At 72.5% G+C, this 26,714-nt stretch carries 24 protein-coding genes; 13 read left to right on the forward strand and 11 right to left on the reverse strand.

Annotated elements, in window-relative coordinates; genetic code table 11:
- The first annotated feature begins 13 nt into the window (after positions 1-13).
- On the forward strand, positions 14-757 hold the full coding sequence (locus EDF38_RS10120) for a phosphoglyceromutase (protein ID WP_123355317.1): 744 nt from the start codon (positions 14-16) through the stop codon (positions 755-757).
- Between the two features lie 61 nt (positions 758-818).
- On the opposite strand, the gene EDF38_RS10125 is transcribed toward EDF38_RS10120, so the two are convergent.
- Together EDF38_RS10125 and phoU are read right to left on the reverse strand one after the other, a co-directional pair.
- Positions 819-1,352, reverse strand: a complete 534-nt coding sequence (locus tag EDF38_RS10125) for an AAA family ATPase (protein ID WP_123355318.1) — start codon at positions 1,350-1,352, stop codon at positions 819-821.
- 106 nt (positions 1,353-1,458) lie between these two features.
- The gene (gene phoU, locus EDF38_RS10130) at positions 1,459-2,112 is read right to left on the reverse strand and encodes a phosphate signaling complex protein PhoU (RefSeq protein ID WP_123355319.1); all 654 of its coding nucleotides are present in this window, start codon (positions 2,110-2,112) and stop codon (positions 1,459-1,461) included.
- 205 nt (positions 2,113-2,317) lie between these two features.
- On the opposite strand from phoU, the gene EDF38_RS10135 reads away from it, so the two are divergent.
- Complete coding sequence (locus tag EDF38_RS10135; protein ID WP_123355320.1) at positions 2,318-3,499, forward strand: cell wall metabolism sensor histidine kinase WalK; 1,182 nt, start codon at positions 2,318-2,320, stop codon at positions 3,497-3,499.
- Positions 3,496-4,182 (forward strand): response regulator transcription factor, encoded by a 687-nt coding sequence (locus tag EDF38_RS10140; protein WP_123355321.1) that lies wholly within the window; start codon positions 3,496-3,498, stop codon positions 4,180-4,182. Before EDF38_RS10135 ends, EDF38_RS10140 begins: the two co-directional genes overlap by 4 nt.
- A gap of 95 nt (positions 4,183-4,277) precedes the next feature.
- On the opposite strand, the gene EDF38_RS10145 is transcribed toward EDF38_RS10140, so the two are convergent.
- On the reverse strand, positions 4,278-4,886 hold the full coding sequence (locus EDF38_RS10145) for a hypothetical protein (RefSeq protein WP_148061486.1): 609 nt from the start codon (positions 4,884-4,886) through the stop codon (positions 4,278-4,280).
- A 132-nt stretch (positions 4,887-5,018) separates the two neighbouring features.
- Here EDF38_RS10145 and EDF38_RS10150 point away from each other — a divergent pair, with 132 nt between their 5' ends.
- Genes EDF38_RS10150 through rlmB form a run of 4 tightly spaced genes read left to right on the forward strand, consistent with a single transcriptional unit; the run spans position 5,019 to position 9,256 of the window.
- A complete protein-coding gene (locus tag EDF38_RS10150) occupies positions 5,019-5,501 on the forward strand; it encodes a CarD family transcriptional regulator (RefSeq protein ID WP_043597211.1) in 483 nt (160 codons plus the stop codon).
- Entirely contained in the window at positions 5,491-6,801 is a 1,311-nt protein-coding gene (gene ispD / locus EDF38_RS10155) for a 2-C-methyl-D-erythritol 4-phosphate cytidylyltransferase (RefSeq protein WP_370275621.1), read from the forward strand. The genes EDF38_RS10150 and ispD overlap by 11 nt, the downstream gene beginning before the upstream one ends.
- On the forward strand, positions 6,798-8,216 hold the full coding sequence (gene cysS / locus EDF38_RS10160) for a cysteine--tRNA ligase (protein WP_123355324.1): 1,419 nt from the start codon (positions 6,798-6,800) through the stop codon (positions 8,214-8,216). Before ispD ends, cysS begins: the two co-directional genes overlap by 4 nt.
- Entirely contained in the window at positions 8,213-9,256 is a 1,044-nt protein-coding gene (gene rlmB / locus EDF38_RS10165; protein WP_123355325.1) for a 23S rRNA (guanosine(2251)-2'-O)-methyltransferase RlmB, read from the forward strand. Before cysS ends, rlmB begins: the two co-directional genes overlap by 4 nt.
- 90 nt (positions 9,257-9,346) lie before the next feature.
- Here the strand turns inward: rlmB and EDF38_RS10170 are convergent, their stop codons facing one another.
- Both EDF38_RS10170 and EDF38_RS10175 read right to left on the reverse strand, forming a co-directional pair.
- The gene (locus EDF38_RS10170) at positions 9,347-10,636 is read right to left on the reverse strand and encodes a DUF4032 domain-containing protein (RefSeq protein WP_123355326.1); all 1,290 of its coding nucleotides are present in this window, start codon (positions 10,634-10,636) and stop codon (positions 9,347-9,349) included.
- Between the two features lie 154 nt (positions 10,637-10,790).
- Positions 10,791-11,891 carry an ABC transporter ATP-binding protein gene (locus EDF38_RS10175; RefSeq protein WP_123355918.1) on the reverse strand — a complete coding sequence of 367 codons (1,101 nt, stop codon included), beginning with the start codon at positions 11,889-11,891 and terminating at the stop codon, positions 10,791-10,793.
- Between the two features lie 309 nt (positions 11,892-12,200).
- Between EDF38_RS10175 and EDF38_RS10180 the strand changes: the two genes are divergently transcribed.
- The gene (locus EDF38_RS10180) at positions 12,201-13,184 is read left to right on the forward strand and encodes a thioredoxin domain-containing protein (RefSeq protein ID WP_123355920.1); all 984 of its coding nucleotides are present in this window, start codon (positions 12,201-12,203) and stop codon (positions 13,182-13,184) included.
- Positions 13,185-13,232: 48 nt separating this feature from the next.
- On the opposite strand, the gene EDF38_RS10185 is transcribed toward EDF38_RS10180, so the two are convergent.
- On the reverse strand, positions 13,233-13,823 hold the full coding sequence (locus EDF38_RS10185) for a metallophosphoesterase (protein ID WP_123355327.1): 591 nt from the start codon (positions 13,821-13,823) through the stop codon (positions 13,233-13,235).
- A gap of 176 nt (positions 13,824-13,999) precedes the next feature.
- Here EDF38_RS10185 and EDF38_RS10190 point away from each other — a divergent pair, with 176 nt between their 5' ends.
- The 3 genes from EDF38_RS10190 to EDF38_RS10200 all read left to right on the forward strand — a co-directional run bounded on the left by EDF38_RS10190 (position 14,000) and on the right by EDF38_RS10200 (position 17,887).
- The gene (locus tag EDF38_RS10190; protein WP_123355328.1) at positions 14,000-15,142 is read left to right on the forward strand and encodes an AI-2E family transporter; all 1,143 of its coding nucleotides are present in this window, start codon (positions 14,000-14,002) and stop codon (positions 15,140-15,142) included.
- Positions 15,143-15,432: 290 nt separating this feature from the next.
- Positions 15,433-17,397 (forward strand): MDR family MFS transporter, encoded by a 1,965-nt coding sequence (locus tag EDF38_RS10195; RefSeq protein ID WP_123355329.1) that lies wholly within the window; start codon positions 15,433-15,435, stop codon positions 17,395-17,397.
- A complete protein-coding gene (locus EDF38_RS10200) occupies positions 17,378-17,887 on the forward strand; it encodes a MarR family winged helix-turn-helix transcriptional regulator (RefSeq protein ID WP_123355330.1) in 510 nt (169 codons plus the stop codon). Before EDF38_RS10195 ends, EDF38_RS10200 begins: the two co-directional genes overlap by 20 nt.
- An 18-nt stretch (positions 17,888-17,905) precedes the next feature.
- On the opposite strand, the gene EDF38_RS10205 is transcribed toward EDF38_RS10200, so the two are convergent.
- From EDF38_RS10205 to EDF38_RS10215, 3 genes are all read right to left on the reverse strand, one after another.
- Positions 17,906-19,171 carry a saccharopine dehydrogenase family protein gene (locus tag EDF38_RS10205; RefSeq protein ID WP_123355331.1) on the reverse strand — a complete coding sequence of 422 codons (1,266 nt, stop codon included), beginning with the start codon at positions 19,169-19,171 and terminating at the stop codon, positions 17,906-17,908.
- Positions 19,168-20,763, reverse strand: a complete 1,596-nt coding sequence (locus EDF38_RS10210) for an APC family permease (protein WP_123355332.1) — start codon at positions 20,761-20,763, stop codon at positions 19,168-19,170. Before EDF38_RS10210 ends, EDF38_RS10205 begins: the two co-directional genes overlap by 4 nt.
- Positions 20,764-20,929: 166 nt before the next feature.
- A complete protein-coding gene (locus EDF38_RS10215) occupies positions 20,930-21,979 on the reverse strand; it encodes an NAD(P)-dependent alcohol dehydrogenase (RefSeq protein WP_123355333.1) in 1,050 nt (349 codons plus the stop codon).
- 284 nt (positions 21,980-22,263) lie between these two features.
- Between EDF38_RS10215 and EDF38_RS10220 the strand changes: the two genes are divergently transcribed.
- Both EDF38_RS10220 and EDF38_RS10230 read left to right on the forward strand, forming a co-directional pair.
- Positions 22,264-23,100 carry an ornithine carbamoyltransferase gene (locus EDF38_RS10220; protein ID WP_123355334.1) on the forward strand — a complete coding sequence of 279 codons (837 nt, stop codon included), beginning with the start codon at positions 22,264-22,266 and terminating at the stop codon, positions 23,098-23,100.
- A 332-nt stretch (positions 23,101-23,432) separates the two neighbouring features.
- Positions 23,433-23,945 (forward strand): DUF2975 domain-containing protein, encoded by a 513-nt coding sequence (locus EDF38_RS10230; protein WP_123355335.1) that lies wholly within the window; start codon positions 23,433-23,435, stop codon positions 23,943-23,945.
- A gap of 81 nt (positions 23,946-24,026) precedes the next feature.
- Here EDF38_RS10230 and EDF38_RS10235 read toward each other — a convergent pair whose 3' ends face one another.
- Both EDF38_RS10235 and EDF38_RS10245 read right to left on the reverse strand, forming a co-directional pair.
- Entirely contained in the window at positions 24,027-25,490 is a 1,464-nt protein-coding gene (locus tag EDF38_RS10235; protein ID WP_148061487.1) for a hypothetical protein, read from the reverse strand.
- Positions 25,491-25,733: 243 nt separating this feature from the next.
- The gene (locus tag EDF38_RS10245) at positions 25,734-26,687 is read right to left on the reverse strand and encodes an ROK family protein (RefSeq protein ID WP_123355338.1); all 954 of its coding nucleotides are present in this window, start codon (positions 26,685-26,687) and stop codon (positions 25,734-25,736) included.
- Positions 26,688-26,714 lie beyond the last annotated feature (27 nt).

The following is a 26,714-nucleotide window of genomic DNA, read 5'->3' on the forward strand; positions in this document are numbered from 1 at the left end:
ATACGCTGGAGCAATGACTTCGACGCTCATCCTCCTGCGACACGGCAACAGCGAATGGAACGCCAAGAACCTCTTCACCGGCTGGGTCGACGTGCGGCTCACCGAGCAGGGGCGCGCCGAGGCGAAGCGCGCCGGCGAGCTGCTGCTCGAGCACGACCTGCTGCCCGACGTCCTCTACACGTCGCGCCTCACCCGCGCGATCCAGACCGCCGACATCGCGCTGGAGGAGGCCGACCGCCTCTGGATCGACGTCAAGCGCTCGTGGCGCCTCAACGAGCGCCACTACGGCGCCCTCCAGGGCAAGGACAAGGCGCAGACGCTCGAGCAGTACGGCCCCGAGCAGTTCCAGACCTGGCGCCGCTCGTTCGACGTGCCGCCGCCCCCGCTCGACGACGACAGCGAGTTCTCGCAGGCGCACGACGCGCGCTACGCCGAGCTCGGCGTCGACGCCCCCCGCACCGAGTCGCTCGCCCTCGTCATCGAGCGCATGATCCCCTACTGGGAGAGCGACATCACCGAGAGCCTGGCCGCCGGCGACGTCACGCTCGTGGTCGCGCACGGCAACTCGCTGCGCGCGCTCGTCAAGCACCTCGACGGCATCAGCGACGACGAGATCTCCGAGCTGAACATCCCCACGGGCATCCCGCTCGTCTACGAGCTCGACGACGACTTCCGCCCCATCGGCCCGGGCCGCTACCTCGACCCCGAGGCCGCCGCGGCCGGCGCTGCCGCGGTCGCGAACCAGGGCAAGAAGTAGCGACGACCAGAGCTACAGCGAGGCCCGCACCTGCGTCGAGCAGGTGCGGGCCTCGTGCCGTCTAGACGAAGTGCTGGCTGATCCGCACGACGAGGTCGTCGACGTCGACCTGGCCGCTCGTGTCGACGCGCAGCACCGGCCAGGCGTCGAGCGGCCCGGCGTCGGCCACGCGGTCGGGCCAGGCGGCCCGCAGCTCGTCGGCCGTGCCGTGCGCGGGGTGGCGGCCGCCGCCCTCGACGCGGGCCGTGCTCCGGGCGAGGGCGACCTCGGGGTCGACGTCGCACCACACCTCGAGGGTGCGGGGCGCGCCCGCCCGGGCGATGCCCTGGCGCACCCGGTCGAGGTCGCGCGTGCGTCCCCACGACGAGTCGACGACGACGCCGGCCTCGACCTCGCCCGCCATGGCCCAGACCGTGTCGGCCGCGATGCGGGCCAGCGCCGCCGGGTCGATCATCGGCCCGGCCAGGTCGGCCAGCGCCTCCTGCACGGGGTCGACGGCGAGCAGCGGGCAGCCCAGCACGCCCGCGAGGGTGGCCGAGACGGTGGTCTTGCCCGACCCGGGCAGACCGTTGACGAGGATCGCGACTGAAGCCATCCGCCCATCCTCCCGCAGAACGCCCGGCCCGCCGGACGCCCGGGGACGCCGGAGGCGCGGGCCCCGATCTCGGGACCCGCGCCTCCCGGGCGTCGCTCGGCCGGGCTCAGGCCTCGGGGGCGACCCAGTCGCCGGTGGCGAGGTACTGCACCTTCTTGGCGATCGAGACCGCGTGGTCGGCGAAGCGCTCGTGGTAGCGCGAGGCGAGGGTCGAGTCGACCGTGTCGACGGCGGCGCCCTTCCAGGTCTCGCCGAGCACCTTGTCGAAGACGCTGAGGTGCAGCTCGTCGATGCGGTCGTCGTCGTTGCGGATCTCCTCCGCGAGGCGGGCGTCCTCCGTCGTCAGCAGCTCGGTGAGCTTGTTGGCGATGGCGACGTCGAGACGGCCCAGTTCTTGGAAGGTCGGGCGCAGCGACTTCGGCACGACCTTCTCGGGGAAGCGGTAGCGGGCCAGCTGCGCGATGTGCTCGGCCATGTCGCCCATGCGCTCGAGCGACGAGCTGATGCGCAGGGCGCTCACGACGATGCGGAGGTCGCGGGCGACCGGGTTCTGACGGGCGAGGATGTCGATGGCGAGCTCGTCGAGGGCGATGGCGCGCGCGTCGATCTTGTCGTCGTCGGCGATGACCTTCTCGGCCAGCGTGACGTTCGACTCGTTGAAGGCGGTGGTGGCGTTCTCGATCGACACGGCCACGAGCGAGGCGATCTCGACCAGGCGCTCCTGGACCTCTTGCAGCTCCTGCTGGAATACCTCGCGCATGTGGTGATCGGGCCTCTCGTCGTTCCGGGTGTCCGGGGTGGGGCGGCGCGCCCCGCCTGTCGGGCGGAGCCGCCCTGCACAGTCCAGACGACTCTCATCGGTGAAGGTTAACGAACGGTGCCGCTCGCCTGAACAATCACCAAAGTACAGCCCATGAGCCGACCGCGGTCGGGGCCGCCGTCCGGGGGTCAGTATCGTGAACGACATGGAACCAGCCTGGTTGGTGCCGTCGGCGCTCGCCTTCGGCGCGCTCGTGGGCGCCGCGGTCGTGCTCGTCGTGGTCGCCGCCCACCAGCGCGCCGCGCGGGTGGCCGCGCTGGTCGAGACGACCCTCCCCGACGGCATCGACGCCGTGCTCGACGCGATCCGCTCGGCCGGCCTCGTCGTCGACCCGTCGGGCAACGTGCTGAAGGCCTCGCCGTTCGCCCGCCAGCTCGGCCTGGTCTCGGCCGGGGAGCACCTCGTCCACCCCGAGCTCGAGCACCTCGTGACGGAGGCGCGGAGGCACGGCGAACCGCAGGAGGCGGAGCTCACCCTCACGCGCCTCCCCGGTTCCGAGGCCACGGTCGCCCTCGGCGTCCGTGCGGCGCCCCTCGGCGGACGGTACGTGCTCGTGCTCGCGGAGGACCACACCGAGGGCCGACGGCTCGACGACATGCGACGCGACTTCGTCGCCAACATCAGCCACGAGCTCAAGACCCCGATCGGCGCCGTCGGCCTGCTCGCCGAGGCGCTCGACGCGGCCTCGGCCGACCCGGCGCGCGTCCGCCACTTCGCCGGCCGCCTCACGAAGGAGGCCGACCGCCTCGGCCGCCTCACGCAGGACATCATCGAGCTGTCGCGCCTGCAGGCGACCGACGCGCTCGAGTCGTCGGAGCCCGTCGACGTGCGAAGCGTCGTCGACACCGCCGTCGACCGCAACCGGGTGGGGGCCGAGGCCCGCGGCATCTCGCTGGTCGTGCGCGGCGGCAAGCACGCGCAGGTGCTCGGCGACGAGACCATGCTCGTGACCGCCGTCGACAACCTCGTCGCGAACGCGATCGCCTACTCGCCCGACGGGTCGCGGGTCGGCATCGGCACGAACGCCGACGGCGGCTCGGTCGAGATCGCCGTCACCGACCAGGGCTGGGGCATCGCCGACGACGAGCTCGACCGCGTGTTCGAGCGCTTCTACCGCGTCGACCAGGCCCGATCGCGCCGCACCGGCGGCACCGGCCTGGGCCTCTCGATCGTCAAGCACGTCGTCCAGAACCACGGCGGCGACGTGCGCGTCTGGTCGCAGGTCGGCAGCGGCTCGACCTTCACCATCCGCCTGCCCGAGTTCGAGGCCCGCCCCGACACCCGCAGCGTCCCCGTCCCGGCCACCCCACGAGGAGACACCCGATGACCACGCACATCCTTATCGTCGAGGACGAGGAGTCGCTGAGCGAGCCCCTCGCCTTCATCCTCGAGCGCGAGGGCTACCGCGTCACCGTCGCCGACGACGGCCCCTCGGCCATCGCCGCCTTCGACCGCGGCGGCGCCGACCTCGTCCTGCTCGACCTCATGCTCCCGGGCATCCCGGGCACCGAGGTCTGCCGCGTGCTGCGGTCGCGCTCGCAGGTGCCGATCGTCATGCTGACCGCGAAGGACAGCGAGGTCGACATCGTCGTGGGGCTCGAGCTGGGCGCCGACGACTACGTCACGAAGCCCTACTCGACGCGTGAGCTGCTCGCGCGCATCCGGGCGGTGCTGCGACGCCGCACCGACGACGGCGACGACCTCGGCGACGGCATGCTCGAGGCGGGCGAGATCCGCATGGACGTCGAGCGCCACGTCGTGACGGTGCGGGGCCAGGACGTCGCCATGCCCCTCAAGGAGTTCGAGCTGCTCGAGCTGCTCATGCGGAACGCGGGTCGCGTCCTCACGCGCGGCCAGCTGATCGACCGCGTCTGGGGCTCCGACTACTTCGGCGACACCAAGACGCTCGACGTCCACATCAAGCGCATCCGGTCGAAGATCGAGCCCGTGCCCTCCGAGCCGAAGGCGCTCGTGACGGTGCGCGGGCTCGGCTACCGCATCGAGGCCTGACCCGCGCAGGTCCGACCCACGCGGGCCCGACCCATGCAGAGGGGCCCGGCACCGCAGCTGCGGTGCCGGGCCCCTCGGGCATCGTGGTCGGTGCGCTACGGCGTCGGCGTGGCCGAGGGCGTGCCGTCCTCGGGCGAGGGGAGCGTGGTCGACTCGCCGGTCGACTCGCCGCTCGGTGCCTCGGTCGAGCCGCTCGGCACCGGCGTCGGCAGCAGGGTCGAGTACTCGGGCAGCGCGCCGGTCAGCACGGGCACGCCGAGCGTGTCGCCGGTCTCGGTGCCGTACTGGAAGAACACCTCGACGAGCTGGCCGGGCGTGAGGTCGACGTCGCTCATCACGAGCTGCGGCTGGTCGGGCTGGGTGCCGCGGCGCACCTCGCTCGAGGCGGGCACCTCCACGACCTGCGTCTGGTCGTCGCCGTCGGCGGTCGGGTACTGCACCGTCACGGAGATGTCGTCGCCGCCGCTGTTGATCAGGGTCATGACGAGGCTGGCCTCGGTGCCGTCGTCGGTGAGCGCGATGGCGTTGCGCACCGCGAGGTCGCCGATGGTGAGGCTGCGGCCGTCGCTCGCGTCGTACTGCTTGGTCGTCGCCTGGGGGCTGATGAAGTTGCAGCCGGCCGAGACGAGCAGCACGGCGACGCCCACGGCGGCAGCGAGGCCCGCACGGGCGCCTCGACGGGCAGGCAGGGAAGCGACTCGCACGGGTGTCCTCCAGGATGCAGATCACGGCAAAGGTGCGTCCAGCCTAGCGGGGCCCGGAGGGTCCGGCGTCACGTCGGCCCTTACCAAGGGTGGCTCATGGTATCCTGGGTGCCGCAGAACGGAGCCTGATTCATGCAGTTCGAGGTCGGAGAGACCGTCGTCTACCCCCATCACGGGGCCGCGACGATCTCTGAAGTCAAGAAGCGGATCATCAAGGGTGAAGAGAAGCTGTACCTCAAGCTTCGCGTCACCCAGGGCGATCTGACCATCGAGGTACCCGCAGACAACGTCGACCTGGTCGGCGTCCGGGACGTCATCGGCAAAGAGGGGCTCGACCGCGTGTTCGACGTGCTGCGCGCGCCGTTCACCGAAGAGCCCACCAACTGGTCGCGCCGCTACAAGGCGAACCTGGAGAAGCTCGCGTCGGGTGACGTGATCAAGGTGTCCGAGGTCGTCCGCGACCTGTGGCGCCGTGACCAAGACAGAGGGCTGTCGGCCGGCGAGAAGCGCATGCTCGCCAAGGCGCGGCAGATCCTGATCAGCGAGCTCGCGCTCGCCGAGAAGACGGACGAAGAGAAGGCGTCGAGCGTCCTCGACGAGGTCCTTGCGTCCTAGCACCCCTGACGACCGCACGGTCGACTCCACCGCGGCCCCGGCCGTGACGGGCGTCGGTCGGGCGGTCGTCGTCGTCGCGGCCGGCAGCGGCACGCGACTGGCCCTCGGCGTCCCGAAGGCCTTCGTCGAGGTCGCCGGGCGAACCATCCTCGAGCGCTCGCTCGAGGGCGTCCTCGCCTGCGAGCAGCCGACGCAGGTCGTCGTCGTCGTGCCGGCCGAGCTCGTCGAGCGTGCCTCCGAGCTCGCCGCGGCCACGGCGGGCCACGCCGCCCCCTGGGTCAGCGTCGTCGCCGGCGGAGCCAGTCGCCAGGCCTCCGTCGCCGCCGGGCTCGCCGCGGTGCGGCCGTCGGTGGGCACCGTCCTCGTGCACGACTCGGCGCGTCCCTTCACGCCCACGGCCCAGTTCGACCTCGTCGCGGCGACGGTCGAGGCCACGGGCGGCGGGGTCGTCCCCGGGCTGCCCGTCAGCGACACGATCAAGCGCGTCGACGCGGCGGGCGGCGGTCGGGTCGTCGAGACCGTCGACCGCGCCGAGCTCGTCGCGATGCAGACGCCCCAGGGCTTCCCGAGGGCCGCGCTCGACGCCGCCTACGCCGGCGCGACCGCCGAGCACACCGACGACGCCGCCCTCTTCGCCGCGGAGGGCCACGACGTCGTGGTCGTGCCGGGCGACCCGGTGGCGTTCAAGATCACGACGGGGTGGGACCTCGCGCGCGCCGAGACGATCGTCGCCCAGCGCGAGGCGGGGGCGACCGCCTCGGCGACGGGGGCGGCGCAGGCCGCCGACGCGCGCCTCCCGGGGTCCGACCTGCGCACGGGGCTGGGCGTCGACGTCCACGCCTTCGACGCGGCCCAGCCGATGCGGCTCGGGCTGCTGAGCTTCGACGGCGAGGCCGGGCTCGCCGGCCACAGCGACGGCGACGCCGTGGCGCACGCCGTCGTCGACGCGCTGCTGTCGGCCGCGGGCCTCGGCGACATCGGGTCGCTCTTCGGCACCGCCGACCCGCGCTACGCCGGGGCGAGCGGCGAGGTCTTCCTCACCGCGACCCTCGAGCACCTCACCCACGCGAGCGTCGACGTCGTCAACGTCGCGGTGCAGGTCGTCGGCAACCGTCCGCGGCTCGCCGCCCGCCGCCTCGAGATGGAGGCGCGGCTCATGGAGGTCGTCGGAGCACCCGTCAGCGTCTCCGCCACGACCACCGACGGCCTCGGCTTCACCGGCCGAGCCGAGGGCCTCACCGCGATCGCGACCGCGCTCGTCCGGGTCGTGTCGCCCCCGGTGAATAGGCTGACCGCGTGACCATCCGACTCCACGACTCCCGGGCCCAGGCGCTCGTCGACTTCGTCCCCCTCGAGCCCGGACGCGTCAGCATGTACGTCTGCGGCCCCACCGTCCAGTCGTCGCCGCACGTCGGCCATCTGCGCAGCGCGCTCGTCTACGACCTCTGGCGCCGGTGGTTCACCTACCGCGGCCTCGAGGTCACGCTGGTGCGCAACGTCACCGACATCGACGACAAGATCCTCGCCCTCGCCGCCGACGGGCCCGAAGAGTGGTGGGCGCGCGCCTACCGCGTCGAGCTCGAGTTCACCGCGGGGTACCAGGCGCTCGGCATCCTCGCGCCGACCTACGAGCCGCGGGCCACGGCGAGCGTCAGCGAGATGCAGCAGATCGTGTCGAGGCTCATCGAGCGCGGGCACGCCTACGCCGCCCCCGACGGGTCGGGCGACGTCTACTTCGACACCGCCAGCTGGCCGACCTACGGCGCCCTCACCAACCAGAGCGTCGACGACATGGCCCCCGCGGCCGACGCCGACCCCCGCGGCAAGCGCGACCCGCGCGACTTCGCCCTGTGGAAGGGCGCGAAGGCCGACGAGCCGGCCTCGGCGTCGTGGTCGTCGCCGTGGGGCGACGGTCGACCGGGCTGGCACATCGAGTGCTCGGCCATGTCGAGGCGCTACCTCGGCGCGGCCTTCGACATCCACGGCGGCGGTCTCGACCTGCGCTTCCCGCACCACGAGAACGAGCTCGCCCAGTCGACCGCCGCGGGCGACGACTTCGCCTCGTACTGGATGCACAACGGCCTCGTCGCCGTCGAGGGCCAGAAGATGTCGAAGTCGCTCGGCAACTCGATCTTCGCCGCCGACTTCCTCGCCGCCGCGCGGCCCGTCGTTGTCCGGTGGTTCCTCAGCGCGGCCCACTACCGGTCGACGATCGACTACCACGACGGCGCGCTCGTCGAGGCCGAGGCCGCGCTCGACCGCGTCGAGACCTTCCTGTCGCGGGCCGAGCGGCGCCTCACCGGCACCCGCTTCGCCAGCGTCGGCTCGCGCGTCGTGCCCGACGACTTCGCCGAGGCGATGGACGACGACCTCAACGTGCCGCAGGCCCTGGCCGTGCTGCACGACGCCGTGCGCGCCGGCAACTCGGCGCTCGACGACGGCGACCTCGACACGGCCGCCCGCGAGTGGCAGCACGTCGCGGCCATGGTCGCGGTGCTCGGCGTCGACCCGCTCGCCCCCGAGTGGCGCGGAGAAGACGAGGGCGACGCGCACCGCGCGCTCGGTACCATCGTCGAGACCCTCCTCGCCACACGCCACGAAGCCAGGGCCGCACGAGACTTCGCGCAGGCCGACCGAGTACGCGAGATGCTGGCGTCCGCCGGCATCACCATCGAAGACACCCCCAGCGGGTCGCATTGGAGCCTCGAACAGTGAAGAACACCAGCGGAGCGAACAAGGGGCGGCCGAGCAGCAGCGCCGTCCGCAAGGGCAGCAAGGGCAAGCAGGTCGGCAGCGGCGGCCAGGGGCGCCAGGCGCTCGAGGGCAAGAAGCCCACGCCCGCGGCGGAGGACCGCCCGTACCACCCGGCCGGCAAGGCGAAGGCCGCGCGCGAGCGCCTCGACGCCGCCCGCGGCCGCAGCAGCAACGGCCCGCGCGCCGGCTCGGCCATCGCCGGTCGCGGCGGGGCGGAGGCTCCCCGTCGCAAGCCGAAGTCGTCCGACGACAGCGAGATGGTCACCGGCCGCAACTCGGTGCTCGAGGCCCTGCGCACGCGCATCCCCGCCTCGACGCTGTACATCGCCGCGCGCATCGAGATGGACGACCGCACGAAGGAGATCCTCGGGCTCGCCACGCGCCGCGGCCTGCCCGTGCTCGAGGTCATGCGCCCCGAGCTCGACCGCCTCACCGGCCCCGACAGCGTGCACCAGGGCGTCGCCCTCAAGGTGCCGCCGTACGAGTACGCGCACCCGATCGACCTGCTCGAGGCGTCGGTCAAGCGTCGCCAGAACCCGCTGTTCGTCGCCCTCGACGGCATCACCGACCCGCGCAACCTCGGCGCGATCATCCGGTCCGTCGCGGCCTTCGGCGGGCAGGGCGTCATCGTGCCGCAGCGTCGGTCGGTGGGCCTGACCGCCTCGGCGTGGAAGACGTCCGCGGGGGCCGCCGCGCGCATCCCCGTGGCGATGGCGTCGAACCTGACCCAGACGCTCAAGTCGTTCAAAGAGCAGGGAGTGTTCGTGCTGGGCCTCGACGGCGACGGCGACGTCATGCTGCCCGGCCTCGAGCTCGCCGATCGACCGCTCGTCGTCGTCGTCGGCAGCGAGGGCAAGGGCCTGTCGCGCATCGTCGCCGAGACCTGCGACGCCATCGTCTCGATCCCGATCACGGGCGCCGTCGAGTCGCTGAACGCCGGCATGGCCGCGAGCGTCACGCTGTACGAGATCTCGAAGCTGCGCGCCGAGCGCTCCGCGTAGCGGAGGGCGACCCCCTGCAGGAGGCGCGGTGCCGGTCAGTCCGGCACCGCGCCTCCGGTGCGTCCGGGGTCGTGCGCCCCGGGGCGCGGGTCAGACCTTGGCGCGCCAGTCGTCCTCGTCGGCCTCGAGCAGGTCGGCCTCGGGGAGGGTGATCGACTCGGTCGCGGGCGCGATGACGGTGCGCTCGTCGCGGCGGTGGCGCAGGACGTCGTTGATGTACGAGGTGAGGGCCTCGGCGATCGGCACGTCGCGGTCCTCCTGCTGCGACTGGTACCAGCGGTGCTCGAGCAGCTGGTGGAAGACCTCGGCGGGCTCGAGACGGCCGCGCAGCTCCTTCGGGATCGCCCGGACGACGGGCTCGAAGACGCGGGCGGCCCACTCGTGCGCGACCATCTCCTCGTCGGCCTCGAGGGCGTCGGTGCGGAGGCGGTAGGCGTCGAGGTCGTTGAGCAGGCGGCGGGCCTGGTTCTCTTCCACGTCGAGGCCGGTCAGGCGCAGCAGGCGGCGCGAGTGGTGGCCGGCGTCGACGACCTTGGGCTGGATGCGCACCTGGGTGCCGCCCTCGGCCGTCTTGATCGCGAGCTCCTCGATGTCGAAGCCCAGGTCGTTGAGGCGCTCGACGCGGTCGGTGATGCGCCAGCGCTCGGAGCTGTCGAAGGTCTCGCTGCCGGTCAGCTCGGTCCAGAGGCTGCGGTACTTGGCGACGATGCGGGCGCTCACGTCGACGGCGTCGAGGTTGTCGTCGAGGCGGCCGCCGGCCTCGAGGTCGAGCAGCTCCCCGGCGATGTTGACGCGGGCGACCTCGAGGTCGTTCTCGCGCTGGCCGTTCGACAGGCCGCCCGGGTAGAGCTTGCCGGTCTCGGCGTCGACGAGGTACGCGGCGAAGGCGCCGGCGTCGCGGCGGAAGAGCGTGTTCGACAGCGAGACGTCGCCCCAGTAGAAGCCGATGATGTGCAGCCGCACGAGCAGCAGCGCGAGCGCGTCGACGAGCCGCGCGGCGGTGTCGGGTCGCAGCGTCTGCGAGTAGAGGGCCCGGTAGGGCAGCGAGAACTTGAGGTGCCGGGTGACGAGCACGGGGTTCAGCAGGCTGCCGTCGACGTCGCGGCGGTTCGTGATGACGGCGAGCGGGTCGACGCAGGGGATGTCCATGCGCTGCAGCGTGCGGAGCATCTCGTACTCGCCCCGGGCCATCTCGCCCGAGGTCTCCTTGATGGCGATGACGTAGCCGCTGAGGTGGGCGAAGCGCACGAGGTGGCGCGAGATGCCCTTGGGCAGGGTCGCGATAGCGTCGTCGGGCCACTCGTCGAGCGGCAGGGCCCACGGCAGGTCGAGCAGCGCGGGGTCGGCCGTGGCCGACGTGATGTTGAGGGAGTCGCTCATGGGGGCCTTCGGGGTGCGGGGACGAGGAGGCGCGGTGCCGGCGGGACGGGGCGGCGGCGGTTCGGCGGGGGCCGGGCCGACGAGAGCGGCCCGTCGGGGCCGCGGGGAGCCGGGTGGCTCCGAGCGGTCCCGACGGGCCGGTCCGAGGGTGTCGCTACGCGCTGACGACGGCCTTGTCGCCGAGACGCAGACCGGTCTCGGTGTCGAAGACGTGCACGTGGTGGGCCTGCGGCGTGATGTGGATCGTGTCGCCGAGGCTCGGGTGGTTGCGGCCGTCGACGCGCACGACGATGTCGACGCGCTGTCCGCTGACCTCGGTGTGGCCGTAGAGGTAGCCGTCGGCACCGAGCTCTTCGACGACGTCGACGACGACCGCGAGGCCCTCGCCCGTCGTGTTGACGACGACGTCCTCGGGGCGGACGCCCACGGTGACGCTCGAGCCGGTGGCCTGGCCCACGACGTCGCGGTCGACCGAGGTGACCGCCGTGCCGAACTGGATGCCGCCGTCGACGACGTCGGCGGGCAGCAGGTTCATCGCGGGGGAGCCGATGAAGCCGGCGACGAAGACGTTCTGCGGCTTCTCGTAGAGGTCGCGGGGGGTGCCGACCTGCTGCAGGACGCCGTCCTTGAGCACCGCGATGCGGTCGCCCATCGTCAGGGCCTCGGTCTGGTCGTGCGTGACGTAGACCGTGGTGACGCCGAGGCGGCGCTGGAGCGACGCGATCTGGGTGCGGGTCTGGACGCGGAGCTTGGCGTCGAGGTTCGACAGCGGCTCGTCCATGAGGAAGACCTGGGGCTGACGCACGATGGCGCGGCCCATGGCGACGCGCTGACGCTGGCCGCCGGAGAGGGCCTTGGGCTTGCGCGAGAGGTAGGGCTCGAGGTCGAGGAGCTTGGCGGCCTCGAGGACCCGGCTCGCGCGCTCCTCCTTGCCGACGCCCGCGATCTTGAGCGCGAAGCCCATGTTCTCGGCGACGGTCATGTGCGGGTACAGCGCGTAGTTCTGGAAGACCATCGCGATGTCGCGGTCCTTCGGGGGCACGTCGGTGACGTTGCGGTCGCCGATGAAGATGTCGCCGCTGTTGACCTCTTCGAGGCCGGCGAGCATGCGCAGGGTGGTCGACTTGCCGCAGCCGGACGGGCCGACGAGGACGAGGAACTCGCCGTCGGCGACCTCGAGGTCGATGCCGTCGACCGCGGGTCGGGTCGACCCCGGGTAGAGGCGGGTGGCCTTGCTGAACGTGACGGATGCCATGATCATTTCTCCTTCACCGGCAGGTACGTGCCGGACGATCCGTTGTGATGGACGGTTTCGCAACCGAGGTGGTCTACGGTGACCACTCCTCACAGTATGGCACCCGAACGGGCGGGGGAGAGCCCGTCGTGCGGCTCCCGGCCTCGCGACGTCGATGCGATCGTTTGGACTTTTCCCAGCCCGCGCTCTTAAGCTCTCTCGGGCCCTGGCACTCGCGGGGCTCCCCCCAGCACGACGCGACGGCGACACATGTCGCGCATCCAGCACGACGTGACGGCGACGCCCGTCGCGCATCGAGGACTTCACGCCATGACTGACAACGACGCACCGCTGAGCAAGAACCAGCGACGAGCCGCCGCCCGGCAGAAGGCGCAGCTGGCCCGTCAGAAGCAGAAGCGCCGCCAGCGCGCCGGCAAGTGGTTCATCCAGGGCGGCCTCGCGATCGTCGTCGTGGCCATCGTCGTCGGCGTCGTGCTCGTCATCACGAACAGCATCCGCCCGGCGGGCCCCGGCCCCGCGAACATGGCGAGCGACGGCATCCGCATCGGCCAGGACTTCGTCGCCGAGACGACCCCCGCGCTCGCCGCCGACGAGGAGCCCGAGGCCACCGAGACGACGGCCTCCTCCGACACCGTCGACATCGTCGTCTACCTCGACTACCTCTGCCCGATCTGCGGCGCCTTCGAGGCCGCCAACAACGAGTACATCTCGGGCCTGGTCTCGTCCGGCGCCGCGACGGTCGAGTACCACCCGATCGCCATCCTCACCAACAGCTCGCTCGGCACCAAGTACTCGAACCGGGCCGCGAACGCCGCGGCCTGCGTCGCGAACTACTCGCCCGACTCGTTCTTCGACTTCAACACCGCCATGTTCGAGCAGCAGCCCGAGGAGGGCACGCGCGGCCTCGACGACTCGGCCCTCGCCGACATCGCCACGGGCGTCGACGGCGTGCAGCAGGCGTCGCAGATCCGCCAGTGCATCGACGACCAGGAGTTCGCGTCGTGGGTCACCGCGGCGACCGAGCGCGTGCTCGACGGCCCGCTGCCCAACAGCGACGTCGAGACGTTCGCCGGCACCCCGACCGTCCTCGTCAACGGCCAGCAGTACGACCCGAGCCTCCCCTTCACGAACGAGGAGTTCCGCAACTTCGTGATCACCGCTGCCGGCAACAGCTACGCCGACGCCGGCAGCGCGTCGCCGACCCCGTCGGCCACGCCGAGCGCGACGCCCGCCCCGAGCGCGACGCCCGCCCCGGCCGAGGAGCCGGCGCCGGCCGAGACGCCCGCGCAGTAGCGCTCGGGCGCCCGTCCGCGCTCGGCCGCCCTCGTTCGGCGTCGCGCGTCAGTCGCGGCGCCTCGGGTGCGGCACGACCTCGTCGGGGCCCCGTGAGCCGCGCGCCGGCGGCAGCCCGCCGCGTCGCCGCGGCGTCGGCACCGGCAGGTCGTGCAGCACGACGTCGCGCACCTCGCCGGCGTCGAGCGTGAGCGTCAGGTAGGTCGGGAACGGCTGACGACGCCGCTCGGTCGGCGAGCCCGGGTTGAGCAGGCGCATGCCGCCGGGGGTGGTCGTGTCCCACGGGATGTGGCTGTGCCCGAAGACGAGGAGGGCGACGCCGGGGTGGAGGCGGTCCAGGCGGGTCTCGCGCGCCTCCTTCTGCCCGGTCTCGTGGACGACGACGAGCCGCACGCCGTCGACCGTGGTGTCGACCACCTCGGGCAGCCGTGCGCGCACGTCGTCGCCGTCGTTGTTGCCCCAGACCCCGACGACGAGGCGCGACCGGGCCTCGAACTCGTCGAGAAGCGGCACGCCGGTCCAGTCGCCCGCGTGCACGACCATGTCCGCGCTCTCGACCGCGCGCCACAGCTGCGGCGGCACGGCGCGCGCCTTCTGCGGGACGTGGGTGTCGGACACGACGACGACGGAGGTGCTCACGCGCCCACGCTAGGCGTCCGCGCTGCGGGTGGCCGGAGACGGCACGGGCGGCGGCGCGCCCTCGCGGTTCCGGGCCTCGGGGGCCCGGACGGGGTTTGCTGGGGGTCTGCCGAACGACCAGATCGGCGACCACAGCAGCAGGCGCCCCGGGCCCGCACCGAGAAAGAGGACCACGCGTGGCACTATTCCGCAGTCATGAGAGCCAGAAGGCGGCGGAGGCGGCCGACGCCGTCGCCACGCAGGCCAACCAGTGGGGCGACGGCTTCGGGCGGCTCGCGACCCGCTCGATCCAGATCATCGTCGTCGTCGTCGTGCTCATCGGGCTGGTCTACGCGATCCAGACGCTGAGCCTCGTCGCCATCCCCGTGCTGCTCGCCTTGATCTTCGCCTCGGCGATGCACCCCGTCGTCTCGTTCCTCCGCAAGCACCGCGTCCCGTCGCTGCTCGCGACCCTGATCGCCCTGATCGGCGTGCTCGTCGTGCTCGGCCTCGTCGGCTGGCTCGTCGTCTGGGCCGTCGAGAACCAGGCCAGCCAGCTCGTCTCGCAGGCGCAGAAGGGCATCACGCAGCTGCAGGACTTCATCACGACGCTGCCCTTCTCGATCACCGACGAGCAGATCGAGAGCGTCCGCGACACGGTCGTCAACTTCATCACCAGCGCCTCGTTCGGCAACGGCGCCCTCGCCGGTGCGAGCGCGGTCGGCAGCTTCGCGACCGGCCTCGTGCTGATGATCGTCGTCCTGTTCTTCTTCCTCAAGGACGGGCCCGCCATCTGGGAGTTCATGCTCCGTCCCTTCCGCGGCGAGCAGTACGCCCGGGCCCGCCGCATCGGCGACAAGACGGTCTCGACGCTGGGCGGCTACGTCCGCGGCACGGCCACCGTCGCCGCCGTCGACGCGATCGGCATCGGCGTCGGCCTCGCCATCATCGGCGTGCCCCTCGCCGTGCCGCTGGCCGTCGTCGTGTTCCTCACCGCTTTCATCCCGCTGGTCGGCGCCACGGCGGCCGGAATCCTCGCCGCCCTGGTCGCCCTGGTCGCCAACGGCCCCGTCGCGGCCATCTGGGTCGTCGCGGTCGTCGTGCTGGTCAACCAGCTCGAGGGCAACCTGCTGCAGCCCGTGCTCATGGGTCGCACGCTGAAGCTCCACGGCCTCGTCATCCTCGTCGCCCTGACCGCGGGCACCGTGCTCGGCGGCATCGTCGGCGCGGTCATCGCCGTGCCGCTCACCGCGGTGGCCTGGGGCATCGTGCAGGTCTGGCGCGGTCCCGACCAGCCTGCCGAGATGTTCCGGCAGAAGAGGCCGGAAGAGGTGCGCTAGCCAGCGCTCGCAGCCTCGGGAGGCGCGGTGTCCGTCCGACGGGCCCCGCGCCTCCGGCGTCCGCCCGCCCTCGAGGGATCGGGACGGGCCGGGCGAAAGAAATCTGCGCGATCTGCACGAAAGTGGTTGCGGATCGTCAACTGACGCGTATGGTTGTGGTTCTACAACTACCTGGCCGACGACGTCCGGGCCCCCTCACGCTGAACCACCACGGAGCCACCTTGTCGCAGACCAGCACCGCCGCGGGCACGAAGCCCACGGCCCACCACGAACCGGGCGAAGCCCCCGGCATGAGCCACCGCGAAGTCCTCACGGCCCTGTCGGGCCTGCTGATGGGCATGCTCGTGGCGATCCTCTCGTCGACCGTCGTGTCGACCTCGCTGCCGCGCATCGTCAGCGACCTGAACGGCAGCCAGACCTCGTACACCTGGGTCATCACCGCGACCCTCCTCGCGACGACCGTCAGCACGCCGCTCTGGGGCAAGTTCTCCGACCTCACGAACCGCAAGGTGCTGCTGCAGGTCGCGCTCGTCCTGTTCGTGCTCGCCTCGGTCGCGGCCGGGTTCTCGCAGAACACCGCGACGCTGATCACGTTCCGCGTCTTCCAGGGCCTCGGCGCCGGCGGCCTGACCGCCCTGGTGCAGGTCGTCATGAGCGACATCATCAGCCCGCGCGAGCGCGGTCGGTACATGGGCTACCTCGGCGCCGTGATGAGCGTCGGCACCATCGGCGGCCCCCTGCTCGGCGGAGTCCTCACCGACTCGATCGGCTGGCGCTGGAACTTCTTCGTCGGCGTGCCCGTCGGCGTCGCCGCGCTCATCGTCATCCAGCGCACCCTGCACCTGCCCCCGAAGCCCAAGAAGGCCGTCGTCGTCGACTACTGGGGCGCGGGCCTGATCGCCGGCGGCGTCTCGCTGCTGCTCGTCTGGGTGTCGCTCGGCGGCAAGCAGTTCGACTGGAACTCGACCACCAGCTGGCTGATGGGCGTCGGCGCGGCCGTGCTGCTCGCGCTCGCCGTCGTCGTGGAGTTCCGCTCGAAGGAGCCGATCATCCCCCTGACGCTCTTCAAGAACCGCACCTTCACCTTCGCGGTCGTCGCGTCGCTCAGCGTCGGCGTCGCGATGTTCGGCACGAGCGTCTTCCTCGGCCAGTACATGCAGCTGGCCCGTGGCCAGTCGCCGACCATGGCGGGCATCCTGACCCTGCCGATGGTCCTCGGCCTGCTCATCTCGTCGATGGTCGCCGGTGCGCTCATCTCGAAGTACGGCAAGTGGAAGCCCTACATGATCGTGGGCTCCGTGCTGCTCGCCGCCGGCCTGTTCCTCATGTCGACCATCGAGTACGACACGAACTTCGCCATCGTCTCCGTCTTCATGGCGATGATGGGCCTCGGCATCGGCATGGTGATGCAGAACCTCGTCCTCGTCGTGCAGAACTCGGTCGACGTGAGCGTCGTCGGGGCGGCCTCGTCGAGCGTCGCGTTCTTCCGCAGCCTCGGCGGCACCATCGGCGTCTCGGTCATGGGCGCCGTTCTCGGCACCAAGGTCTCGGGCTACATCACCGACGGCCTCACCGACGCCGGGGTCGACCCGAGCGCGCTCGGCAGCGGCGGCTCGACGAGCATCCCCGACCTCAGCACCGTGCCCGGCCCGATCCGCACCATCATCGAGTCGGCCTACGGCCAGGGCGTCGCCGACGTCTTCCTCATCGCGGCGCCGCTCGCCGTCATCACCATCGTGTTCGTCTGCCTGCTGCCGAACGTCGAGCTCGGCACGAAGACCGGCATCCAGCGTGCCGCCGCCGCGACCGACGGCCCCGACGACGCGTCGACCGACGGCTCGGCCGCGTCGTCCGCCTCGGCCGCCGAGAAGGGCGTCTCGGCCACGGCCGCCCTGGCCCCCGCGGTCTCGAGCGCGCCGGTGACGAGCACCGAGCGGGTCGACGGCGGCGACGCGGTCGGCGCCGGGCAGCGCACCACGACGGACGCGAGCGCCACGAGCGACGTCAGCCCCGAGGCGCCGAGCGCCGGAGGCACGGTGCCGGCCCCGCAGCCGGCCCCGATGTCCCCGGTCGACGCGGGCCGCGCCTCCCCGGTGCACCACGCCCACGCGGCAGCCCCCACCGGCGCCATCGACACGGTGCTCGCCACGAACGCCGCCGAGGTCGCCGGGCACCCCGTGACCGACGACGAGCTGGCCGAGAGCCCCGTCTTCTCGTCCCTGGTCGAGGAGAAGGATGTCTCCGGTCGACGCTGAGGCGCGAGGCGCGGTGCAGGACGCGCCGCGCCTCCCCGGGCCGGACGACGAGGGCCGCGAGGGCCTCATGGCCGGCGTCGTCGACGAGATCGGCTCCATGATGGTCGAGGCCAAGCGCACGATCGCCGCCGCCGCCTCGAGGTTCGACCCCGACGTGCCGCCGACCGCCTTCTACGTGCTGCGCTACGTGATGAAGCACCAGCCCTGCACGGCCGGCGACATCGTCAAGGCGATGGCCATCGACAAGAGCGCGGTCAGCCGTCAGGTCGCCGTGCTGCGCGAGGCGGGCTTCGTCGAGGTCGTCCCCGACGCCGCCGACGGCCGCGTCATGATGCTCGGCAGCACCGAGCGCGCCGAGGTGCGCATGCTCGAGGTGCGGCACGAGAACCGCGCGGTGTTCCGCAGCCACGTCGAGGGCTGGACCGACGACGAGCTCGCGGAGTTCGCCGGGTGGCTGCACCGCTTCAACACGCCGGCCGGTCAGCGGTAGCAGGGCCGCGGCCGCCCGTCAGACAGGCTTCTCCTCGAGGCCCCAGGGCGCGTCGTAGCCGCCGGGCGCAGGCGCCGCGAGCAGGTCGAGGAACGGCCGCGCCGGGAACGCCTCCGGCCCGAGCACGCCCTCGCCCGACCAGGCCCCGGTGGCGAGCAGCTCGAGCGCGATGACGGGGTTCAGCGCGGTCTGCCAGACGACCGCCTGCGAGCCGTACTCGCGCATCGAGGTCTCGTTGTCGGCCAGGTGGTAGAGGTAGGTCGACCTCGGCTGGCCGTCCTTGCCCGTGCCGCGCACCCACAGGCCGGCGCAGGTCGTGCCCGACATCGCGTCGCCGAGGGTGGCGGGGTCGGGCAGCACCGCGGCGACGACGTCGCGGGGCGAGACCGAGACCCCCTTCACGTCGACCGGTGCCGTCTTGTCGAGGCCGAGCTTGTTCAGGGTGCGCAGCACGTCGATGAACTCCTGCCCCAGGCCGTATTTGAAGGTGACGCGCTTGGCCTTCGTCCAGCGGGGCATGAGCAGCACCTCCTCGTGCTCGACGTTGACGCACTCGACCGGGCCGATGCCGCCCGGGAAGTCGAAGACCTCCGGCTCGCTGAACGGCGCCGTCGTGAACCAGCCGCGTTCCTCCTCGTAGATCACGGGCGGGTTGAGGCACTCCTCGATGGTGGTCCAGATCGAGAACGACGGGGCGAACTCGTGGCCGGCGACGGTGATGTCGGCGCCGTCGCGCACGCCGAGCTCGTCGATCTCGCTGAAGAGCTCGTCCTCGGCGTAGCGGGCGAAGACGTCCGAGAGGCCGGGCTCGACGCCGATGCCCACGAGGGCGAGGCGTCCTGCCGACCGCCACCGCGCCTCCTGCGCGAACTGCTCGTCGCCCAGCATGACGCCGGTCAGCTCGTGCGGCTTCTCGGGGTGCGGCCTCGACAGGCTCATCGCCATGTCGAGGTAGACGGCGCCGCCGGCGAACGCCCCCTCGAAGATCGGCATGACGAAGCGCGGGTCGACGGCGTTGAGCACGTGCGTGATGCGGTGCTCGGCGATGAGCGCCGCGACCGAGTCGGCGCTCGACGCGTCGACCGTCGCCCCCCGGAGGCGCGGGTCGGCCAGCGAGTCCACCAGCGCCTGCGGGCGGGCCGGGTCGTTGTCGGCCACCACGAGCAGCTCGAAGAAGTCGCGTCGCACGGCGATCCGCACCGCGGCCGAGCCGACGCCGCCGGCACCGACGACGAGCACGCGGGACGGGACGGGCCCGGGGGTCGGGGGTGGTGTCGCGGTCATGCCAGTCCTCCGTCGATCGAGCGGGTGTAGAGGTCGGGCTCGTCGGGGACGAGCACCTCGGTGTCACGGTTCAGGCTCTCGCCGCGGAAGAACGGCCGCGACGCGGCGACGGCCGACCAGGCGACCATCAGCACGGCGCCGAGCAGCAGCGAGCCGATGCCGATGACGAAGGTGCCGCCGATGCCGAGCAGCACCGTGTAGCCGTAGTCGGGGTCGAGCATGTCGACGACCGACTGCACGAACGCGTAGGCGAGCATGAGCGCGCCGAGCAGCGGCAGCAGCCCCTTGAAGACGAAGGCGCGCCACGACGACGTCAGCTCGCGGCGGAAGTACCAGACGCAGGCGAAGCCGGTCAGCCCGTAGTAGAAGGCGATGGCGAGGCCGAGCGAGAGGATCGAGTCCTGCAGCACGTTGTCGCTGACGAGGGTGACGCCGACGTAGAAGACGATCGCGACGACGCCCATGACGAAGGTCGAGAACGACGGGGTGCGGAAGCGCGGGTGCACGCGGCCGAAGCGGGCGGGCAGGGCGCCGTACACGGCCATGGCGAGGGTGCCGCGGGCCGTCGGCAGGATGGTCGTCTGCGTCGACGAGACCGCCGAGACGAGCACCGAGATCACCAGCACGACCGAGAGCGGCCCGAGCACCGGGTCCTTCAGGGCGAGGAAGACGTCGTCGGCGTTCGCCTCGTTCGCGAGGCCGATGCCCGTCGAGCCGAGGCCCGCGAACGACATCGCCACGACGGTGACGCCGACGTAGGTGACGAGCAGGATGGCCGTCGAGAGCACCGCGGCGCGGCCGGGGGTGCGCTGCGGGTCCTTCGTCTCCTCGGTGAGCGCGAGGCAGGCATCCCAGCCCCAGTAGATGAAGAGGGCGAGCAGCACGGCCTCGATGAAGCCCGACCAGTCGGTGAACGCGGTCGGGTCGAACCAGCTCCATTCGACCGGGGTCGCGTTCGGGGCGTCGCCCGTGGCCACCTTGTAGAGAGCGACGGCGACGAAGAGGGCGAGGGCGACGTACTGCACGCCGAGCAGCACGTTCTGCACGCGCTCGCCGAGCTCGAGGCCGCGGTAGCTGATCCAGGTCATGAGGGCGATGAAGGCGACGCCGGTCGCCGTGACGAGCGGCACGTTCTCGGCCAGCGCGCCGTCGCCGACCATGAGCCAGGTGTACTGGCCGGCGATCTGCGAGAGGTTGGCGAGCACGACGATGCCCGCGATGGCGACGCCCCAGCCGCCCATCCACCCGGCGCGGGGGCCGAACGCCTTCGTGACCCAGGTGAACGTGGTGCCGCAGTCGGGCACGGCCCGGTTCAGCTCGCGGTAGGCGAACGCGATGAACAGCATCGGGACGAACGCGACGATGAACGCGATCGGGGCCTGCGCGCCGACCGCGGCGACGACGAAGCCGAGCGTCGCGACGAGCGAGTAGACCGGCGCGGTGCTGGCGAGGCCGATGACGGTCGAGCCCCAGAGGCCGAGGGTGCCGGTGGCGAGGCCCTTGCCGGGGCCCGCCGTGCCGCCGGGCGAGGTGGTGCCGGGCGCGGCCGTGACGCGCTCGGCCGGGCCGGGTGCAGCGTCGGGTGCGCTCATGTCCAGAAGCTAGTGGGGGGCCGGGAGGGTGTCAACGACCGGGGCAGGCGGTCGGGGGGCGGTGCGCGGGCGGGACGGCGCGCCTCCTCGCGGCCCGTCGTCGGCGGAGGACGACGAAGGCCCCGCCGCGGGATGCGGAGGGGCCTTCGGGGCGGTGCGGGGGGTGCTAGATCGTGGCCGTGTCGATGACGAAGCGGTAGCGGACCTTGCTGGCGACGACGCGCTCGTAGGCGTCGTCGACGTCGTCGGCGCTGATCGTCTCGATCTCGGCGCCGATCTGGTGCTCGGCGCAGAAGTCGAGCATCTCCTGCGTCTCGGGGATGCCGCCGATGTTCGAGCCGGCGAGGCTGCGACGACCGCCGATGAGCGAGCCGGCGCTGAACGACTGCGGGTTCTCGGGCAGGCCGACGAAGACCATGGTGCCGTTGAGGCGCAGGGTGCGGGCGTAGGCGTCGATGTCCATGTCGGCCGAGATCGTGTTGATGATCAGGTCGAACGAGCTGCGGAGGGCCTTGAACGTCTCGGGGTCGCTCGAGGCGTAGTAGTGGTCGGCGCCGAGCTTGAGGCCGTCCTCCTGCTTCGACAGCGTCTGGCTGATGACGGTGACCTCGGCGCCCATGGCGTGCGCGATCTTGACGGCCATGTGCCCGAGGCCGCCCATGCCGACGACGGCGACCTTCTTGCCGGGGCCGGCGCCCCAGTGCTTCAGGGGCGAGTAGGTCGTGATGCCCGCGCAGAGCAGCGGCGCGGCCTCGTCGAGCGCGATGCCCTCGGGGATCGACAGCACGTAGTTCTCATCGGCGACGATCTGCTTGGCGTAGCCGCCGTACGTCTCTTCGCCGGTGTACTGGCGGCCGTTGTAGGTGGGCACGTTGCCCTTGACGCAGAACTGCTGCTCGCCGGCGAGACAGTTCTCGCACTCGCGGCAGCTGTCGACGAAGCAGCCGATGCCGACACGGTCGCCGACCTCGTGCTTCGACACGTCGGAGCCGACCTGGGTGACGACGCCGGCGATCTCGTGGCCGGGCACCATCGGGAAGATGGCCTTGCCCCACTCCTCGCGGGCCTGGTGGATGTCGCTGTGGCAGATGCCGGCGAACGCGATGTCGATCTGGACGTCGTTCGGGCCGACGTCGCGGAGCTCGACCGTCGAGCGCTCGAAGGGCGCTCCGGCCGAGGGGGTCTGGATGACGGGGACGGTGGTGGTCACGGGCATGCCTCCGGTGTTGAGGGGTTGTCGGTGCGGCCGCTGTGGCGGCCGACCGGGTGACGGGCCCGGATGCGGGCGCGTCGATCGCCGACGTCGTCGTGGGGGATGCCACCAGGCTAGGCGCGCGAGGCTGGACGGATCCAAGCGCGAACGGTTCTCAGGAGGCGCGGGGCCGGTCGTGCGACCGCGTCACCGTGGCAGGGTCGGTCCGGTGTCGCCGACGACGGGGCGCGTGCCTCCCCGTCGTGACCGGTCGGCGACCGACGGTCGGGAGTCCCTACGGTGGGGGGATGCGATCCCTCATCACGCTCGACGACTGGACCCGCGCGGACGTGGAGGCCGTGTTCGACCTCGCCGACGCGTACGTCGGGGCCCGAGGGCCGACCGTCGAGGGCTCGGCGATCTTGTTCTTCCCGCCGAGCAGCCTCCGCACGCGGGTCACCTTCGAGCGTGGTGCGGCGATGATGGGACTCCAGCCGATCGTCTTCCCCGACACCACCCTCGACAAGCCCGAGGCGCTGGCGGACGTCGCGCGGTACCTCAGCGCCTGGGCCGACATCATCGTGGCTCGCCACCGGGACCTCTCCGTCGTCGAGGGCCTGGCCGCGGCCCAGGCGCTCCCCGTCGTGAACGCGATGACCGACGTGAACCACCCCTGCGAGGTGCTGTCCGACCTCTACGCGTTGCGGCAGCGCGGCGACATCTCGTCGCTGCGCCTGCTGTTCGTCGGCGAGGACGGCAACATCGCCCGGGCCTGGCAGGAGGCTGCCCGCGTCCTGCAGCTGGACCTGACGCAGTGCTGCCCGGCCGGACTGGCCGCTCCCGGAGCGACCTGGACGGAGGACCTGCGCGCCGCGGTCCGGTCGGCCGACGTGATCCTCACCGACGGTCCTGGTGCTCACGCCGAGCTCCTCGAGCCCTACCGCGTGACGGCGGACGTGCTCGACCTGGCGCCGCCGGGGGTCCTTCTCGCCCCGTGCCCGCCCTTCCTGCGTGGGCGCGAGGTGAGCGCGGACGCCGTGGAGCACCGGGCGTTCGTCGGCCATGCCTTCAAGGCGCCGCTGCTGCCGGTCCAGCAGGCGGTCATGGCGTTCTGCCTCGGCCTCGGAGGAGGCGTGTCGGCGTGATCGAGCCCGGGACGCGTTCGTCGCGCCGGAGCGGCTGAGCCATGGCACCGATGCGAGTCGCCCCGGCGGAGGTCGACGACGTCCGTGCGTTCCTGGCCGAGGCGGACCTCACGCTCGCCGGTCTCGACGCGGAGGGCGTAGCTGGCCGTGGTCCTCGCCGAGACGCACCAGGTGCGACTCTTCGTCGAGAGCGGCCAGCTCGCGCGGGAGGTGGCGTGGGTCCGCGATCTCGCGCGACCAGCGGATGAGGAGTGACCGGCGCAGGTCGGACGTGCGGACTAGATGGGGCCGGGCGCGTTGACCGACGATCGTCGCGCGTCGATCATCGAGACATGAACCCCGGTCCGCGGCATTCGTCCTCCCTCGCCACCCACGCGTCGTGGGCGGGCCTGGGCCTGCTCGCCCTCGGGGTCGTCGTCGGCGGGGCCGTCGCGCTCGAGACCGCGGGCACGCTCGCCGTCGAGCATCCCGAGTTCCGCCACGTGCAGGGCCCCCTGCTCGCGGCCGTCCTCGCCTTCGGCGTGTGCGTCGAGGCGGTCTTGCTCGTCACGGCCCTGATCGTCGGAGCGATCCACGACGGGAGCATCGTGCGCCAGCCCGCGTCGAGGCTCGTCGACGTCCTCGCGGCGGCGCTGACGGGCGCGACGCTCGTCGCCGTCGCCACGCTGCCCTTCCTGCCGGGCCCGCCCGCGCTGGTCCTGGCGGTGCTGGGCGTCGCGCTCGCCGCGACGACGGCCACCCTGCTCGTCCTGGTGCTGCGGTCGTGGCTGCGCAGGGCGGCGGCCGGGCGCCTGGACCCCGCACGTGGTCCGTCGGAGTCGCGAGCTGGCTCCGGCGTGGACTGACCGGGGGAGCCGCGAGGCCGCGGACGACGACGGGCCCGTCACCCTCCCGGAGGGGGAGGGCGACGGGCCCGTCGCGAGTGCTCAGCGCTGGGCGCGGCGGCGGAGGCGCACGACGGTCAGGGCCGTGCCGGCGGCGAGGAGGCCGGCGGCGACGGCGAGGAGGCCGCTGGTGGACTCGGCGCCGGTGTAGGCGAGGCTGTCGGCAGTGGAGGCCGGTCCGGAGCCGGACGCGACCGGGACGACGACCGCGGTGCTCCGGACCTCGACGGGGAACGAGGCCGTGAAGCCCGCCAGCGAGGCGGTCACGACACGGGTGCCGGGACCGTGGACCGTGAAGCCGGAGAACCCGGTGTCCAGGACGACGGCCTCGTCGGCGTCACCGCTGCTGGTGAAGACGGGCACGTCCAGCCCCGCGGGAAGGGCCTCGCGCGGCACGGCGTTGCCGAACGCGTCGCCGGCGTAGGCCGCCAGCAGGACGCTCTGGCCGTCGTCGAGGCTCACCGGCAGGATGCTGCCGTCGAGCGACGAGGCGACCGCGCCCACGAAGGTCGGCTCGCCCGTGCCGGAGGTGGTGGCGGCCGTGACGAAGATGCTCGCCGCCGCCGCGGGCACGACCTGCAGGTCGACGACGAGGAGCTGGCCGTAGCCCGCCTCGTTGATCGGGGTGACGCCGAAGGACGTCGACTCGGCGTACGTGCTGGTCCCCGCGATCGTGACGGAGCCGGGGGCGTGGGTCTCCGTGGCGCCCACGGGCAGGGTCGAGACGAGCGTCCTCGGGTCGGCCACGATCGCGACGTACGGCGCGGGGTCGCCCGACGCCTCCCACGTGAAGGAGTACGGCTCGCCCGCGACGACGGTGAGGCTCGTGCCGGGCTGGGCGGTGAACGCCGGGACGGCGCCCGCGGCGGTGCCCCGCTCGCTCGTGACGGTCGTCGGCTCGTCGTCGACGCCGGGCCCGGTGCCCGTGACGGCGACCTCGACGACGCGACCGGCGTCCGCGGGGACGAGGACGTAGGTCTCGGCGGTGGCGCCCTCGACGGCGGCGCCGTCACGCGTCCACTGGTACGTGAACGTGGTGCCCTCGGGCCATCCCTCGGTCACGGCCGTCTGCACGTCGTCGATCCCCGTCGTGCCGGAGATCGCCACCGTGCCGGGTTCGGTCGCGGCGGCGATGTCGGCCGCGTCGTCCGACACCGGTGCGTCGTCCGGCGCGGGCTCGGCGGGCGCCTCGACGGGCGCTGGCCCGGCGGGTGCCTCGACCGGCGTGGCCTCGACCGGCGTGGGCTCGGCGGGCGCCGGCCCGACCGGTGCCGGCGTGGTGCCGGGCGTGGCCTCGGCCGGCGTCCCGCCGGGCGTGGGCGCGGCCGCGTCGGGGACCGGAGCCGCGGTCGGGTCGGTCACCGCGCCTCCGTCATCGGGCGCCGCCGCGGAGGCGGAGCTCGGTGCTGGCGCGGCGGACGCGGTCGGCGCCGACAGTGCCGTCCCGCCCAGCGTCACGGCGATCACGGACGGCAGGACCAGCGCGGTGAGCACGGATCTCTTCATGTTCTTCCCCTCGGACGATGCGGTCGGGCGAGCCTGTCGCTCGCTCCGCGGGCCCCGGTGACCGTGTCGTCGTGGGGCCGATGACCTCACGGTACGAGTCGGTCCGGGCCCCCGATCCCTCCGTTGCGCATTCGTTGCGGAAGGTCATCCGGACGCATGAGAGAAGATCATCTCGAGGTCGTGTCAGCTTCGCCGACGACCGGACAGGGCCGGCGCCGGGAGACCGCCGGGGGAGGCGCGGGGTCAGCCGAGCAGGTCCGCCTGCCACACGAGGGCGGCGGCCCCGACGAGCGGGCTCTCGTCGCTGAGGCCGGAGGGGACGACCCGGACGCGACGGGCGTAGCCGTTGACGGGCGCCTCCTCGACGGTCTGCCTCACGAGGTCGAGGTAGTCGGTGCTGACGCGCGAGAAGCCGCCGCCGATCGCCACGACGTCGAGGTCGAGCAGGGTCGTCACCGACGAGATCGCCTCGCCGACCGCGTTCGCCGACCGACGGACCGCCGCGACCGCGAGCTCGTCGCCCGCGACGTAGCCCGCCGCGAGGTCCTCGCCGCGCTCGCCCTGCCAGCCCTGCCGACGCGCCCACGCGACGACGTTGGGGCCCGACGCGATGACCTCGAGGGTCGCCTCGGAGGCGTTCTGACCCGCCGGCCGGTCGGCGATCTGGATCTGGCCGATGTGGCCCGCGTTGCCGGTGCCGCCCGAGAGCAGGCGGCCGTTGACGATGAGGCCGCCGCCGACGCCGGTCGAGACGGTGATCGCCAGGGCGTTCTGCTCGCCCTGCGTCGAGCCGACCCAGTGCTCGGCGAGGGCGAGGCTCACGCCGTCGAGCCGCAGGGTGACCGGGGCGCCCGCGGGCAGCACGCCCGCGGCCGCGACGAGCTCGGCGACCTGGTCGCGCAGGGGCCAGCCGCGCCAGGCGGGCAGGTTGATCGGAGAGACGGCGCCGTGCTCGAGGTCGACGGGGCCCGCGCTGCCGACGCCGACGCCGACGAGGTCGTCGCCCCCGGCCACGTCGAGGCTCCCCAGCGCGTGCTCGACGACGTGCCGGACGGCCTCGGCCAGCTGCTCGGAGGTGGACGCGGCGCCGGTCGGACGGCGCTCGCGGCTGCCGGGGGCGAGGGTGCCGTCGGCGTCGACGAGCGCGGCCTCGACCTTCGTGCCGCCGAGGTCGACGGCCAGTACGTAGTGGGTCACGCCGCCAGCGTAGTGCGGCGCCTCCCG

The organism is Frigoribacterium sp. PhB160, from assembly GCF_003751785.1.
GTDB lineage: Bacteria > Actinomycetota > Actinomycetes > Actinomycetales > Microbacteriaceae > Frigoribacterium.

What these genes read in the sequence shown, in the direction of transcription:
- EDF38_RS10205 (WP_123355331.1), bottom strand. Translation starts at nt 19,171, where the DNA reads ATGACCGCGACACCACCCCCGACCCCCGGGCCCGTCCCGTCCCGCGTG.
- EDF38_RS10230 (WP_123355335.1), top strand. Translation starts at nt 23,433, where the DNA reads ATGAACCCCGGTCCGCGGCATTCGTCCTCCCTCGCCACCCACGCGTCG.
- phoU (WP_123355319.1), bottom strand. Translation starts at nt 2,112, where the DNA reads ATGCGCGAGGTATTCCAGCAGGAGCTGCAAGAGGTCCAGGAGCGCCTG.
- EDF38_RS10135 (WP_123355320.1), top strand. Translation starts at nt 2,318, where the DNA reads ATGGAACCAGCCTGGTTGGTGCCGTCGGCGCTCGCCTTCGGCGCGCTC.
- EDF38_RS10200 (WP_123355330.1), top strand. Translation starts at nt 17,378, where the DNA reads ATGTCTCCGGTCGACGCTGAGGCGCGAGGCGCGGTGCAGGACGCGCCG.
- EDF38_RS10170 (WP_123355326.1), bottom strand. Translation starts at nt 10,636, where the DNA reads ATGAGCGACTCCCTCAACATCACGTCGGCCACGGCCGACCCCGCGCTG.
- EDF38_RS10140 (WP_123355321.1), top strand. Translation starts at nt 3,496, where the DNA reads ATGACCACGCACATCCTTATCGTCGAGGACGAGGAGTCGCTGAGCGAG.
- EDF38_RS10150 (WP_043597211.1), top strand. Translation starts at nt 5,019, where the DNA reads ATGCAGTTCGAGGTCGGAGAGACCGTCGTCTACCCCCATCACGGGGCC.
- EDF38_RS10235 (WP_148061487.1), bottom strand. Translation starts at nt 25,490, where the DNA reads ATGAAGAGATCCGTGCTCACCGCGCTGGTCCTGCCGTCCGTGATCGCC.
- EDF38_RS10215 (WP_123355333.1), bottom strand. Translation starts at nt 21,979, where the DNA reads ATGCCCGTGACCACCACCGTCCCCGTCATCCAGACCCCCTCGGCCGGA.
- EDF38_RS10220 (WP_123355334.1), top strand. Translation starts at nt 22,264, where the DNA reads ATGCGATCCCTCATCACGCTCGACGACTGGACCCGCGCGGACGTGGAG.
- EDF38_RS10120 (WP_123355317.1), top strand. Translation starts at nt 14, where the DNA reads ATGACTTCGACGCTCATCCTCCTGCGACACGGCAACAGCGAATGGAAC.
- EDF38_RS10125 (WP_123355318.1), bottom strand. Translation starts at nt 1,352, where the DNA reads ATGGCTTCAGTCGCGATCCTCGTCAACGGTCTGCCCGGGTCGGGCAAG.
- EDF38_RS10195 (WP_123355329.1), top strand. Translation starts at nt 15,433, where the DNA reads ATGAGCCACCGCGAAGTCCTCACGGCCCTGTCGGGCCTGCTGATGGGC.
- EDF38_RS10175 (WP_123355918.1), bottom strand. Translation starts at nt 11,891, where the DNA reads ATGGCATCCGTCACGTTCAGCAAGGCCACCCGCCTCTACCCGGGGTCG.
- EDF38_RS10210 (WP_123355332.1), bottom strand. Translation starts at nt 20,763, where the DNA reads ATGAGCGCACCCGACGCTGCACCCGGCCCGGCCGAGCGCGTCACGGCC.
- EDF38_RS10180 (WP_123355920.1), top strand. Translation starts at nt 12,201, where the DNA reads ATGACTGACAACGACGCACCGCTGAGCAAGAACCAGCGACGAGCCGCC.